Raw genomic sequence first — 13,926 nt, forward strand, 5'->3', positions numbered from 1 at the left:
TACAGAAAGGTTCCAAGAAAAACTTCACGGCCTTTCCCCGATAGAATATCGGGAAAAGGCCGTGGCATAATACTCTTTTTATTACTGTCTACTTGACAGGGAGATGACCACTTTGAGCATCTTTTTTTATGAAAAAAAATAAATTTCTATTGCAAAGTGAAAACGCTTTTATTAAAATAGATTTATGAAAACGGTTGCGTAAAGATAAAAATAAAGTAACATAAGGAATCGTTTTCATAAAGGGAACAGAAATTATAATTTAAATCATTATGTTTTTATAAATAAAGGGGAGGAAGAACAGATGAAAATTACGTCTTTTGATTTTTGGCAAAAGTTCGGGAAAGCGTTATTAGTTGTTGTAGCCGTAATGCCAGCAGCTGGTTTAATGATTTCCATCGGTAAGTTAATTGGTATGTCTGCTGGGGATGTTAACGCAGTTCATACAATCGCTCGCGTAATGGAAGACATCGGTTGGGCAATCATTACAAATCTACACATCTTATTCGCAGTAGCAATTGGGGGATCTTGGGCGAAAGATCGCGCGGGTGGTGCATTTGCAGCGCTATTAGCATTCGTCTTAACAAACCGAATTACAGGAGCTATATTTGGGGTAAACGCTGAAATGTTAGCGGATTCAAAAGCGAAAGTTTCTTCAGTAATAGCGGGAGATTTAATTGTAAAAGATTACTTTACTTCTGTACTTGGTGCACCTGCATTAAACATGGGAGTGTTCGTAGGGATCATCACAGGTTTCTTAGGAGCTACTTTATATAACAAATATTATAACTATAATAAACTGCCACAGGCATTAGCATTCTTTAATGGAAAACGATTTGTACCATTCGTTGTAATTCTTTGGTCTACAGTTACTGCGATTGTATTATCACTTCTATGGCCATTCATCCAAAGTGGGTTAAATGAATTTGGTCGCTGGATTGCAGCTTCAAAAGATAGTGCACCAGTTGTTGCACCGTTTGTATATGGAACGTTAGAGCGTTTATTATTACCATTTGGTTTACACCATATGTTAACGATTCCGATGAACTATACAGAGCTAGGCGGAACATATACGATGCTAACTGGTTCAAAAGTTGGACAAGTTGTAGCAGGACAAGATCCATTATGGCTTGCATGGATTACAGATTTAAATAATTTATTAGCAAATGGAGATACGAAGGCATATAACGATTTATTAAATAACGTTGTACCAGCTCGTTTCAAAGCTGGACAAGTTATCGGCTCAACAGCAGCTTTAATGGGAATTGCATTTGCGATGTTCCGTAACGTTGATAAAGAAAAGCGTGCAAAATATAAACCAATGTTTTTATCAGCAGCATTAGCAGTATTCTTAACAGGTGTAACAGAACCAATTGAATTCATGTTCATGTTTATTGCTCCAGTATTATATGTTGTATATGCTATTACAACAGGACTTGCATTCGCGCTAGCTGATTTAATTAACTTACGTGTTCATGCATTTGGATTTATTGAGTTAATTACTCGTACGCCAATGATGGTTAACGCAGGTTTAACAAGAGACTTAATCAACTTTGTTATTGTTTCATTAGTGTTCTTCGGTCTTAACTTTACACTATTTAATTTCTTAATTAAAAAATTCAATTTACCAACACCAGGGCGTGCAGGTAACTATATTGATAATGAAGATGAGGCATCAGAAGGAACAGGAAATGTACAAGACGGTTCATTAGCAACAAAAGTTATCGATTTATTAGGTGGAAAAGAAAATATTGCTGACGTAGATGCTTGTATGACGCGCTTACGTGTAACAGTAAAAGATTTAGATGTTGTTGCACCAGAAGCACAGTGGAAACAAAATGGTGCTTTAGGGCTTATTGTAAAAGATAAAGGTGTACAAGCGGTATATGGTCCGAAAGCTGACGTATTAAAGTCAGACATTCAAGATATGTTAGGTGCGTAATAATATGAAATTGCTAACTTTAAACTGTCATTCTTGGCAAGAAGAGAATCAAATAGAAAAGATACAATACCTTGCTAAAGTAATTCAAGAAGAAGAGTACGATGTCATCGCATTGCAAGAAGTAAGTCAGTCCATACAAGCTGAAAATGTATGCGGTAACAAGAAAAAAGATAATTTTGGACTTTTACTATTAGAAGAGTTAAAAGCGCTACATGTAAAAGATTACAATATTACTTGGGATTTCTCTCATATTGGTTATGACGTGTACGAAGAAGGATTAGCGATTATAACGAAGCATAATATTATAAAAGAAGATACGTTCTTCATTTCAGAAAACGAGGATACAACGTATTGGAAAACGCGTAAAATTGTAAGTACAACAATTGCTTATAATGGTAAGGATATAACGTTTTACTCTTGTCATCTCGGTTGGTGGAATGATGAAGAAGAGTCATTCAAAGGTCAAGTCGATCGTTTGATGGAGCGTGTAGATAGCAATAAGCTCGCCTTCTTAATGGGGGATTTTAATAACAATGCTCGATTGAAAGACGAAGGTTATGAGTATATGATGCAAAAAGGGTTGTATGACACATATGAATTAGCAATAGAGAAGGATGAAGGAACGACTGTCCAAGGTGAGATTGCTGGTTGGGATGAAAATAAACATAATTTGCGAATCGATCTAATATTGTGTAACCAAAGTAAAAAAGTTCATTCTTCAAAAGTTATTTTTAATGGTACAAACAGAAATGTAATTTCAGATCATTTCGGTGTAGAGGTTCAATTGGATATATAATAGAAGAAATCCTCACAGAGAATAAAAGCTGTGAGGATTTTTTTTAGGAATACAAGTATTTCCAAGAGAAAATACTTGTATTTTTTATGACATTTCATATATATTTGTTATTATTGAATGTAAAACCGATTTGGTCATTTTGTATTCATACTTTGACTCACTTCGTTATATAATGAAGTAAGTGAAAGTTAATGGGAAAAAATAGTACGTTTTTGGTTAATACACGATGTAGAAAGTGATATAATTGCAAAATGTATGTATCATTTTCTAAAGAAGGAAAAATATATAATTAGGTGATAACTTCTATGAAACAGATTTGGCGTATTTATAAGACAGATTTACGGAATGTAGCCAAACATTGGGCTGCAATTGTTATTGTTTTAGGATTAATGATTTTACCATCGTTATATGCATGGTTTAACATTAAAGCTTCTTGGGATCCATATGGAAATACAAAAGAGGTTCCCATTGCAGTTTCTAACCAAGATGCAGGTTCTAATTTAAGAGGGAAAGATATTAATATCGGGAAAGAGATTGTAGACTCCCTTAAGAAAAACAAAAATCTTGGCTGGAAATTTGTAGATGAAAAACAAGCAATTTACGGAGTTGAGCGTGGAGATTATTATGCAAGTATTACGATTCCAAAAGATTTCTCTGAAAAAATTGCAACTGTTCTGGATGAAAATCCACAGAAACCAGAACTGGATTACTATGTAAATGAAAAGGTAAATGCGATTGCACCGAAAATTACAGCAAAAGGTGCATCAGGTATTACGGAAGAAATTAGTAAAAACTTCGTTAAAACAGCGAACGGTGAGATTTTTAAAATCTTCAATGACCTTGGAATCGATTTAGAAACAAACTTACCAAGTATCGAGAAAGTAAAAGATCTTGTCTTTAAGTTAGAAGCGCAGTTCCCAGAAATGAATACATTGATGGATAAGGCGTTAGATGATGCGACTCGAGCAGAGGATATTGTGAAAGTGGCGCAAAAAGAGTTGCCGGTTGTAGAGAGTGTTATTAATGATGGGCAAGAAGCGTTAGGGAATTTAGATAAGTTCTTTGCGAGAAATGATGAAACATTGCAACGTGCCCCAGGAACTATTAAGAATAATTTAATGGTAATGCAAAAAGGTTTAGATGGTGCGGCGGCAATTACGGATTTCTTAAAAAATCCATCATTTGATTCTAATCTGACACTTCCAGATCCAGCTAAATTCCCAGTGTTGCCTAATATAACTATTCCGCAAGTACCACAAATCCCAGAAATTCCAGCGTTACCGCAAGTGAATGGTGAGGGGTATAAAAATATTGCTAAAAATATTAATCAAACTGTAAATAATGTTTTTAGTTCGATACGTGTCGGAACAACTTATGCACAAGGTGTTATAAACGGGTTGCAAAATGGTAATTTTGATCCGGAAAAAGCGAAGCAAGATCTTAATAAGGTTTCTGAGACGCTGCAAGGTCGTGCAGATAGTGTTTCATATTTAATTGATGTCTTTACTAAATTTAAAGAGTCTGCATCAACTGATTTTGGAAAAGAATTCTTCCAAAAGAGAATAGAAAAATTAACAAACCTTAAATCAGCTATTGAAAATGCAAATGGTGGCGTTAAAGATATTGCCAATATTATTGGTACAGGACAAGAAGTGAAACAAGATGTAAGAGACGCTGCTAATAAAAAGTTAGATGCAATAAATAACTTGGTAAATCAAGCAGAAGCAGATTATAATGCTACGTTTGTAGCAGATTTCGAAAAAGCAGTAAGCACAGCTGAGCAATTGAAAAACACAGCTGAAAATGTAAAAGAAGATGCTCAGCAACTAAGAGGTAATTTAAATCAAGATATCAAAAAAGCAAATGAGTTAGTAAACCAAACAAATGAAGCATTAGACAGTGGTAGAGAAAAATATGATAAAGCTGTAAATGATTACAGCAGATTAAAAACAGAGCTTGAAAAAGCAAGAGAAGACTTAAGTAACAAAGGTGTTAATGGATTAGATTCTACAAAAGTAGCCTTAAATGATTTGAATGGGCAGTTCAAAGCAAGTTGGAATTTAGTTAATGACATGATTCCAGTTCTGGAAAGTACAAATAAAGTGTTAGCTGATGTGAATAGTGATAAAAATCTTAATGGCACAATTTCTAAGTTAAATAAAGCAAAAGATGGTTTGCAAAAAGGAATGGAGTTAACTGATAAAGGAATTGACGCTATTAATAAAGGTCAAAAACCAGCAGCTGATGTTATTGAAAGTATTAATCAAGTGTCTAAAAGTGTTTCGGGCCAAATTGGTGACATTTTAGCTAAATATGACTCAGAAATCACTCCAAATTTCAATGCAGCAATTGCTCGCACAAAAGAGATGTCTAAAAACACATCTCAAATTTTAAAAGAGGCAGACAAAAAGCTTCCAGATGTTAAAAAATTACTAGAAGATTCATCAAAAGGTTTAGTAGATGGTAAAAAGAAATTAGCAGACATTAAAGCTGAAATGCCAGCTACTGAGAAAAAGATTAAAGAATTAGCAGATAAAATTCGTGATTTTGAATCTGAAGAGGATTTAAAAGACATCATACGTTTATTGAAAAATGATGTTGAAAAGCAAAGTGATTACTTTGCGAATCCAGTAAATTTAAAAGAAAATAAATTATTTGCGATGCCGAACTACGGTTCAGCGATGTCACCATTCTATACAGTGCTTGCATTATGGGTAGGCGCATTATTAATGGTTTCATTATTAACGGTAGAAGTACACGAAGAGGGCGCGAATTATAAGAGCCATGAAATTTACTTCGGACGTTTATTAACATTCTTAACGATAGGTCTTTCACAAGCGTTTATCGTATCGATGGGAGATATATTCTTACTCGGTACGTACGTAGTCGATAAGTTCTGGTTTGTGTTATTTAGTTTATTTATTGGTGGAGTCTTCGTTTGTATCGTATACTCACTCGTTTCTATTTTCGGAAACGTTGGGAAATCGATGGCGATCATTTTACTTGTACTACAAGTAGCAGGATCGGGCGGAACATTCCCGATCCAAATGACACCAGCGTTCTTCCAAGCGATTTATCCGTTCTTACCATTCACATACGCAATTAGCGCAATTCGTGAAACAGTTGGCGGAATGCTTTGGGATATCGTAACGCGAGATTTACTTGTGTTAAGTGCTTTCGTAGTAGTTATGATTGTGGCTGCGTTATTACTGAAAACACCAATTAACAAATCAAGTGAAAAATTTGTTGAGAATGCAAAAGGAAGTAAAATCATTCACTAAAATAAAAGGTTCCTACCGATAGAGGTAGGAACCTTTTTGTTTAATCAAATTTTAATTTTTTTAATGCTTCTGCGAATGGGTTATTTAATGGTTCTTCTTCTTTTTTCTGTTGTTTCATATATTTTTGAACGTCGCGTTTATCGGCTTTGTTTCCAGATTCTTTTTTACGTCGTTCTTGGAATGTTGATAATTTCTCACGATAGCCACATTTACATGCAAAGATTTGACCTGCACCTTCACCACGTAATTCTAGTTTCTTCTTACATTGCGGACAGCGAGCGTTTGTTGTACGAGATACATTTTTACGATGACCACATTCACGATCTTGGCATACGAGCATTTTTCCCTTTTTGCCGTTTACTTCTAGCATTGGTTTACCGCAGTCTGGACAAGACTTCGTTGAAATGTTGTCATGTTTATATTTTTTATCACTCGATTTAATTTCAGAAACAATTTCTTTCGTATAGTTCTTCATTTCCGAAATGAATACTTCTTTCTTTAATTTTCCTTTTGCAATTGCTTCAAGTTTTTGTTCCCACTCACCGGTTAGTGTAGGTGATTTTAATTCTTCTGGTACTAAATCAAGTAACTGGCGACCTTTTGAAGTAATGTGAATATCTTTACCACGTTTTTCAATTAAGAATGAATTGAATAGCTTGTCGATAATGTCTGCACGTGTCGCTACAGTACCTAATCCACCAGTCGATTTTAACGTATCAGCAAGTTGTTTATTTTGCGTATCCATATATTTTGTAGGATTCTCCATTGCTGAAAGTAAAGTCGCTTCGTTAAATCGTGCAGGTGCTTTTGTTTGACCTGATGTTTGCATAATTAACTTTACAGCTAATGTATCGCCTTTCTCAATGTGAGGTAGAAGTTGCTCTTTTACGTCATCAGTTACATCATCATCTTCAAAGCGATTTTCATATACTTCTTTCCAACCGGCATGTAGAATTGTTTTTCCGCGCGCAATGAACGTTTCATTGCCAACCTTTGTGCGTAACGTTAGTTGCTCATATTCGAATGCCGGGAATAACACAGCTAAGAAACGTTTTACAACTAAATCATAAATTTTGCGTTCTTTATCTGTGAATGCTGAGAAGTTAACGTATCCTTCTGTTGGAATAATCGCATGATGATCGCTTACTTTACTATCATCAACAAATGATTTGTTAGGTTTGATAGGCTTTTGTAATACTTTATGTGCGAAGGGACGGTATTCTCCAACACCACATGCTTTTAGACGTTCTGGAAGTGTTCCAACGATATCAGATGAAATGTAGCGTGAATCTGTACGAGGGTACGTTAGTACTTTATGCTGTTCATACAATTTTTGGATAATATTTAATGTTTCTTTAGCAGAGTAACCGAACTTTTTATTCGCATCACGTTGCAATTCAGTTAAATCGTAAAGACCAGGAGAGAATGACTTCTTCTGTTTCTTATCAATTTCCACAACAGTAGCATTTTGTTTATCTAAACGTTTTACAATACCATCGATTTTTTCTTTATTAAAACTACGGCTATTGCCATTTGCATCTTGCCAAGTAAGTTTGAGCTTCTCCATTGTTTGAGCTTCGATGCCGTAGTAAGTTTGTGCTTTGAAGTTCTTTATTTCATCCTCACGACTAGCAATCATAGCAACAGTAGGGGTTTGTACACGGCCGCAATTTAACTGGGCATTAAAGCGAGTCGTTAAAGCACGAGTTGCATTAAGACCGATATACCAGTCAGCTTCTGAACGTGCAACTGCTGAAGCGTATAAATTGTCATAGGCTTTACCTGGTTTTAAATTTGCAAAACCATCTTTAATTGCTTTATCGGTTACAGATGAAATCCATAGACGTTTGATCGGTTTATTAATGCGAACCTTATCAATAATCCAGCGAGCGACCAATTCTCCTTCACGTCCAGCATCTGTCGCTACAATAATTTCATTTACATCCTTTCTAAGTAGCTGGCTTTTCACAGCATTGAATTGTTTCCCAGTTTGTTTAATAACCGTTAATTTCAAACGCTCCGGTAGCATCGGTAAATCTTCTAAATTCCACTTTTTATATTTCACATCATAGCTTTCTGGGTCTGCTAATGTAACGAGATGACCTAAAGCCCAAGTTACAATATATTTACTACCTTCAAGATAGCCGTTTCCTTTTTTATCACACTTCAGTACACGAGCAATATCTCGTGCAACGGAAGGTTTTTCAGCGATTACAACGCTTTTTGACATATTAAAAACATCCTTTCAAATTTCCATAAGTTAAATATAGCATACATCTTCTTGAGATTCAGTTTCGCTCCATATTTCAGCTGTTTTTAATGGAGTTAACAAAATCCCAACTGATTAAAGTTTCACTTTATCAGTTGCCTCTATATCAAATAGAAAAGTAAAGAACTTGTTATTTTACTAGAATAAGAGTAGACTTTGAAGTAGATGAATAAGAAACACATGGGGGTTTGTGGATATAAACTGAGAGTATGGCTACTAGTCCGTCATTGACCATTTGAACCTGTTGGATAATGCCAGCGTAGGGAGAGTGTAAAAGCACATATTCAGGCACTTTGCGTACGCGCAAAGTGTCTTTTTGTGTATCTCCCATCATTATAGTTAGGAGATGAAAAGGATGAATATGAAAGAAATTAGTAAAGTAGTGGATTTGGTGAGAGAATCTAATCCGCTTGTTCATAATATTACAAATGTTGTTGTAACAAATTTTACTGCTAACGGTTTGTTGGCACTTGGGGCATCGCCTGTAATGGCGTATGCGAAAGAAGAAGTAGCAGAAATGGCTAGCATTGCTGGAGCGTTAGTATTAAATATGGGGACACTTCGTCCTGAAGAAGTAGAAGCGATGTTACTCGCGGGTAAATCAGCAAATGCGAACAATGTGCCAGTACTATTTGATCCAGTTGGTGCAGGAGCAACTTCGTATCGAACAGAAGTTGCGAGACATATTCCGGCTGAAATTGAGTTAGCAATTATCCGCGGAAATGCAGCTGAAATAGCAAATGTTATTAATGAGAAATGGGAAATTAAAGGGGTAGACGCTGGTACTGGAAATGGCAATGTTGTAAGTATTGCAAGGCAGGCAGCAGATGAACTAAATACAGTTGCGGTCATTACTGGAAAAGAAGATGTTGTTACAGATGGAGAGAGAACTATTGTTATTCGAAATGGTCACCCTATTTTAACGAAAGTTACGGGAACAGGTTGTTTACTAACTTCTGTAATAGGAGCATTTGTAGCAGTGGAAAAAGATTATGTAAAAGCAGCAGTAGCAGCATTAACGTTTTATGGTGTAGCTTCGGAACTGGCAGCTGCTAAGACCGTGGAAAAGGGACCTGGTGGTTTCCAAATTGAATTTTTAAATCAGTTAGCGAATACTACTTCTGGTGATATTGAGAAGTATGGAAAGATTGAGGAGTTAGAGTAAGAGGGAGTGAAAGAAATGGCACGCATTGAAATAGATAAAATGTCTAAGCTATTGCAAGTGTATTTTATTATGGGAAGTAATAACTGCACGAGGGATCCTTTAGCTGTATTGAAAGAAGCGTTAGATGGTGGAGTGACAATTTTTCAGTTTCGCGAGAAGGGGGAAGGTTCTTTAATCGGAGAAGATAGAGTGCGCTTTGCAAAAGAATTGCAGACGCTTTGTAAGGAATATAGTGTTCCTTTCATTGTAAATGATGATGTAGAATTAGCCATTGAATTAGATGCAGATGGTGTTCATGTAGGACAAGATGATGAAGGAATTACATCTGTTCGTGAAAAAATGGGAGATAAAATTATCGGCGTATCTGCTCATACAATTAAAGAAGCACGCTTTGCAATCGAAAATGGAGCAGATTATTTAGGCGTTGGACCTATTTTCCCAACGAGTACGAAAAAAGATACGAAAGCGGTTCAAGGAACGAAAGGATTAGCCTATTTTAGAGAACAAGGAATTACAGTGCCAATCGTTGGTATTGGTGGGATTACAATTGAAAATACAGCGGCAGTTATAGAAGCGGGTGCGGACGGTGTTTCAGTTATTTCAGCAATTAGTTTAGCTGAATCTGCGTATGAAAGTACGAGAAAATTAGCTGAAGAAGTAAAGAGAAGTTTGTAGGGAAGGACGTGTAGTATTTTAAGTGCTACATGGAGAAATAGACTGCCCCAAAATTTAAACAAACGTTTGATTAAAAAAGCACAAACCTTTTTAAATAAAGGTTTGTGCTTTTTCTTTAAAACATAATTGAAATTAAGAGCATTCCAATTCCGATAGAAGTAAATGTTGCGATTAAGCCTGGAATCATAAAGCTATGATTTAATACGTATTTACCAATACCTGTTGTACCGGTACGGTCAAAGTTAATGGCAGCAACGATTGTGCCGTAGTTTGGAATGAAGAAATATCCGTTTACTGCAGGGAACATCGCAATCAGTAGCGCTGGTGGAATACCAAGGGATAGTCCAAGTGGCATTAAGGCACGTACTGTTGCTGCTTGGCTGTACAGTAAAATAGATAGAATGAATAGTGCGATGGCAAATAGCCAAGGTGCACTTGTTACTAAATGCTGAATGGATCCTTGAATCATATTTAAGTTTCCATTAAAGAAAGTATCTCCCATCCAAGCGATACCGAAAATAGCAACAACTGCTGTTGCTCCTGCTTTAAAGACGTTACCAGATACAATGCTTTCTACATTTGGTTTACAGAAAATAATAATAAGAGCCGCGATAGTTAACATAACCATCTCAATTGTGTTCGGCATGGAAAGACGAGCTAACTTCCCATCAACTATCCATCCTGGACGAAGTGCTTCAAATGAACCAAGAAGTACAACAAGGAAGGTTCCTACTAGGAAAAGGATAACTGATAATTTTGCGCCCTTTACACCTACAAATTCTTTTTTCTCTTCAAGCTTAGGAATCATTCCTTCTTTTAATCGTTTTAAGTATTCAGGGTCTTCATTTAATTCTTTTCCCATCTTACTAGCAACGAATGCAGCTATCATACAAGCGATGAAAGTAGAAGGGATACTTACTTTTAAAATATCTAATAAGGTGATTTTATAGTCAGCTAACATTGCTAAAAGAGCAACTGTGGCAGCTGAAATTGGACTAGCTGTAATTGCTTGTTGAGAAGCGATTACGGCAATCGACATTGGGCGTTCCGGTCTAATCCCTGATTCACGAGAGACTTCTGCAATAACAGGAAGTACAGAATAGGCAACGTGACCAGTACCTGCACATAGTGTGAATAAATAAGTAACAATTGGAGCAAAAAAAGTAATACGCTTTGGATTTTTTCGTAATGCCTTTTCAGCTAGATGAACAAGATAGTCCATTCCTCCAGCAGCTTGCAAAGCACCAGCAGCTGTAATTACTGCCAAAATCATAAGCATTACATCGATAGGAGGCGCGGTTGGTTGTAGGTGGAAGACAAAAACGAGTATTGCCATACCAACTCCACCCATTACTCCTAAACCAACTCCGCCTAGGCGTGCACCAATAAAAATACAGAGTAACAAGGTAAGAAATTGTAGCCAAAACATGATAAACTACCTCCGAAATTCATTAGTTAAGATATATTCGAATAGTTTAATTTGAATGAAAATTAAATAAATACCCGAAGAAATCCTTGTTATTTATACATTTTTTATTATATAACACAAAAAAAGTAACATTCACGTACTTTTTGAAATTATTTCGAAAAAGCAATGCATTAAAAATTTGTATTTATATCTCTAAATAAGTAGACATTTTGATTTATATGTTGTAATCTTTGAAAGAGAATAAATTAATTCTCATAGAACTCCCATATCGTTCAACTCGTTCAGCGAGAAAGGCAAACTGATGGAAACATGAGGACGCAAAACTACAGGAGCTAAGGTCGAAAGGCTACGCTAGCCAGTTACCGGACGGATAGGGTTGGTCTTGGCCAATGCTTTTACATTGGCTTTTTTTTATTCTCGAACATATTGAGAAACATTTTCAAACAAAATATCCATATATTTTGTTTTTTTTGTTTGTGTTGATTAAGGAAGGTGGATATTAATGAAAAAATATTGGCATAAGTTATCGTTCCTTCAAAAGAACGTCTTATTAACCGTATTAGTTATTTTGACACTTGTTGGAAGTATGGGTGCATTAAGTTTCAATATGTTTCAAAATAGTATGATGTCTTTATTTGAAAGGCAGTCTATTGAAACAGGAGAAATAGTATTGAAAAAACTGGATGTAGAATTAGTTAGAGACATGGCGAAAGATCCTACAGCCGAAAAAGTGAAAAAAGAAAAGTTAACAGAGAAATTAGATGAAGTATCAAAAGAATTGAAAAGCGTTGGACAAACGTATGTTACAGGAGCAAAGCCGAATGAAAAGCGAGAATTACAACTCGTTGGTTTGACTACAGAGTTAACAAATGCGTTTCCTATAAAGCCGGGAGATTATTATGAACAACCCGCTCATTGGATGAAGGCATACGATAAAGTGATTGATACGAAAAAGGCTCAAATGACAGAAGTATATGAAGATGAAATAGGTTCGTGGGTGACAATATTAGAACCAATTACAGATGGAGAAAACAATATTATTGCAATTGTTGCCGCTGACTTAGATGCTTCCATTGTTCCTATTACAAAAGAGAAGTTTATGATACAGGGTTTACTCTTTATCATTATTTCATTAGCAATTGCGACTATTACTCAATTCTTTATCGTGCGTCACTCGCTAGCTCCGTTAAAAGATTTACGAGAAGGGTTACGTAAAATTGGTGAAGGTGACTTGAGTATTAAATTAAAAGAAAGACCAGATGATATTGGAATTATTAATGTTTATTTCAATAACACGATTGAAAAGTTTAAAGGGATTATAGATAAAGTAAGGCAAACTGCTGAGCAAGTTTCTTCTTCTTCACAAGAATTGTCGGCGAGTACAGAGGAAAACAGCATGGCAGTTCAAGAGATTGCAAGTTCTATTGAAGGTTTAAGAGTAGGGGCACAGTCTCAAAAAACTTCAGTACAACAATGTTTAGGGATTGTACATGGAATGGAAGATAAGGTAGAAGAGATAACTGGGGCTGCGAAACAAGTTGCGGTTGCTTCTGAAGGTATGGAACAACATTCAATTGAAGGTAATGAAGTGATTGGACAAATTATTAATCAAATGAGTTTAATCCAAAATGCAGTACAAGATTTGTCTTCCATCATTTATTCGTTAGAAACAAGGTCAAAAGAAATTAGTGATATCGTAACTGTAATTACAGGTATTTCAAATCAAACAAATTTATTAGCTTTAAATGCTTCTATTGAGGCTTCACGTGCTGGAGCAGCTGGAAGAGGGTTTGCAGTTGTTGCTGATGAAGTACGAAAATTAGCAGAACAGACGGAAGCGTCTGCTAAAGATATAGCGAAATTAATTGGTGAAACACAAGCTGAGACAGAAGATGCTGTAGTTTCCATGCAAAAAGGTTCAAAAGAAGTAGAAACTGGAATTTCGCTTGTTCAAAGTAGCGGAGATTTCTTTGAAAAAATCTCAAAATCAGCGCAATCTGTTACAGATCAAGTAAAAGCTGTTTCTGGTAATTCGAGTGATATTTTACAAAATAGCCAGAATATTGTTCAAGTCGTAAATGAATTATCACATATTGCAAATACTTATGCCAACAGCAGTAGTAATGTTGAAGAAAGCATGAAAGAGCAAGAAATATCAGTACAAGATATTGCAGAATTAGCGACTTCTTTAAGTTGGCTCTCTCAGGAATTACAAGAGCTTATTGGTGAGTTTAAAAGCGAATAAGGAGAAAGTTCAATTCTAATCAAGGGGGTATCTCCGCTACTGATTATGAATTGAACGAATCTGCCCTTTAATAAGGGATAAAAAAGGTGTGAATTTTCACACCTTTATTATATTTAAGAGAGGAATT

The 13,926-nt window shown here is 35.7% G+C and carries 9 protein-coding genes and 2 riboswitches; of the genes, 7 read left to right on the forward strand and 2 right to left on the reverse strand.

Annotated elements, in window-relative coordinates; translation table 11 throughout:
* The 4 genes from ACTFO4_RS23740 to ACTFO4_RS23755 all read left to right on the forward strand — a co-directional run.
* The coding region (locus ACTFO4_RS23740) for an IS3 family transposase (RefSeq protein ID WP_325782447.1) at positions 1–70 on the forward strand (70 nt) is incomplete at its 5' end.
* A 231-nt stretch (positions 71–301) separates the two neighbouring features.
* Entirely contained in the window at positions 302–1,939 is a 1,638-nt protein-coding gene (locus ACTFO4_RS23745; protein WP_000705560.1) for a PTS transporter subunit IIBC, read from the forward strand.
* A gap of 4 nt (positions 1,940–1,943) precedes the next feature.
* Positions 1,944–2,735, forward strand: coding sequence for an endonuclease/exonuclease/phosphatase family protein (locus tag ACTFO4_RS23750; RefSeq protein ID WP_440014471.1), 792 nt, complete (start codon positions 1,944–1,946; stop codon positions 2,733–2,735).
* Between the two features lie 305 nt (positions 2,736–3,040).
* Entirely contained in the window at positions 3,041–6,016 is a 2,976-nt protein-coding gene (locus ACTFO4_RS23755; RefSeq protein WP_440014472.1) for a YhgE/Pip family protein, read from the forward strand.
* Positions 6,017–6,056: 40 nt separating this feature from the next.
* Here ACTFO4_RS23755 and topB read toward each other — a convergent pair whose 3' ends face one another.
* Positions 6,057–8,246 carry a DNA topoisomerase III gene (gene topB / locus ACTFO4_RS23760; protein WP_440014473.1) on the reverse strand — a complete coding sequence of 730 codons (2,190 nt, stop codon included), beginning with the start codon at positions 8,244–8,246 and terminating at the stop codon, positions 6,057–6,059.
* 209 nt (positions 8,247–8,455) lie between these two features.
* Positions 8,456–8,568, forward strand: a riboswitch (TPP riboswitch).
* A gap of 72 nt (positions 8,569–8,640) precedes the next feature.
* Here topB and thiM point away from each other — a divergent pair.
* Positions 8,641–9,450 carry a hydroxyethylthiazole kinase gene (gene thiM, locus ACTFO4_RS23765; RefSeq protein ID WP_119682900.1) on the forward strand — a complete coding sequence of 270 codons (810 nt, stop codon included), beginning with the start codon at positions 8,641–8,643 and terminating at the stop codon, positions 9,448–9,450.
* Positions 9,451–9,465: 15 nt separating this feature from the next.
* Entirely contained in the window at positions 9,466–10,125 is a 660-nt protein-coding gene (gene thiE / locus ACTFO4_RS23770) for a thiamine phosphate synthase (protein ID WP_017657404.1), read from the forward strand.
* Between the two features lie 115 nt (positions 10,126–10,240).
* Here thiE and ACTFO4_RS23775 read toward each other — a convergent pair whose 3' ends face one another.
* Entirely contained in the window at positions 10,241–11,554 is a 1,314-nt protein-coding gene (locus ACTFO4_RS23775) for an anaerobic C4-dicarboxylate transporter family protein (protein WP_025710029.1), read from the reverse strand.
* 282 nt (positions 11,555–11,836) lie between these two features.
* Positions 11,837–11,921, forward strand: a riboswitch (cyclic di-GMP riboswitch).
* 135 nt (positions 11,922–12,056) lie between these two features.
* Here ACTFO4_RS23775 and ACTFO4_RS23780 point away from each other — a divergent pair.
* A complete protein-coding gene (locus ACTFO4_RS23780; RefSeq protein ID WP_000761079.1) occupies positions 12,057–13,799 on the forward strand; it encodes a methyl-accepting chemotaxis protein in 1,743 nt (580 codons plus the stop codon).
* Positions 13,800–13,926 lie beyond the last annotated feature (127 nt).

The organism is Bacillus cereus group sp. MYBKT14-1 (genome assembly GCF_051915185.1).
In the GTDB taxonomy this organism is placed as follows: domain Bacteria; phylum Bacillota; class Bacilli; order Bacillales; family Bacillaceae_G; genus Bacillus_A; species Bacillus_A cereus.

Coding starts and splice junctions, on each gene's coding strand:
- ACTFO4_RS23745 (WP_000705560.1), top strand. CDS start 302: ATGAAAATTACGTCTTTTGATTTTTGGCAAAAGTTCGGGAAAGCGTTA.
- ACTFO4_RS23775 (WP_025710029.1), bottom strand. CDS start 11,554: ATGTTTTGGCTACAATTTCTTACCTTGTTACTCTGTATTTTTATTGGT.
- ACTFO4_RS23750 (WP_440014471.1), top strand. CDS start 1,944: ATGAAATTGCTAACTTTAAACTGTCATTCTTGGCAAGAAGAGAATCAA.
- topB (WP_440014473.1), bottom strand. CDS start 8,246: ATGTCAAAAAGCGTTGTAATCGCTGAAAAACCTTCCGTTGCACGAGAT.
- ACTFO4_RS23780 (WP_000761079.1), top strand. CDS start 12,057: ATGAAAAAATATTGGCATAAGTTATCGTTCCTTCAAAAGAACGTCTTA.
- thiE (WP_017657404.1), top strand. CDS start 9,466: ATGGCACGCATTGAAATAGATAAAATGTCTAAGCTATTGCAAGTGTAT.
- ACTFO4_RS23755 (WP_440014472.1), top strand. CDS start 3,041: ATGAAACAGATTTGGCGTATTTATAAGACAGATTTACGGAATGTAGCC.
- thiM (WP_119682900.1), top strand. CDS start 8,641: ATGAATATGAAAGAAATTAGTAAAGTAGTGGATTTGGTGAGAGAATCT.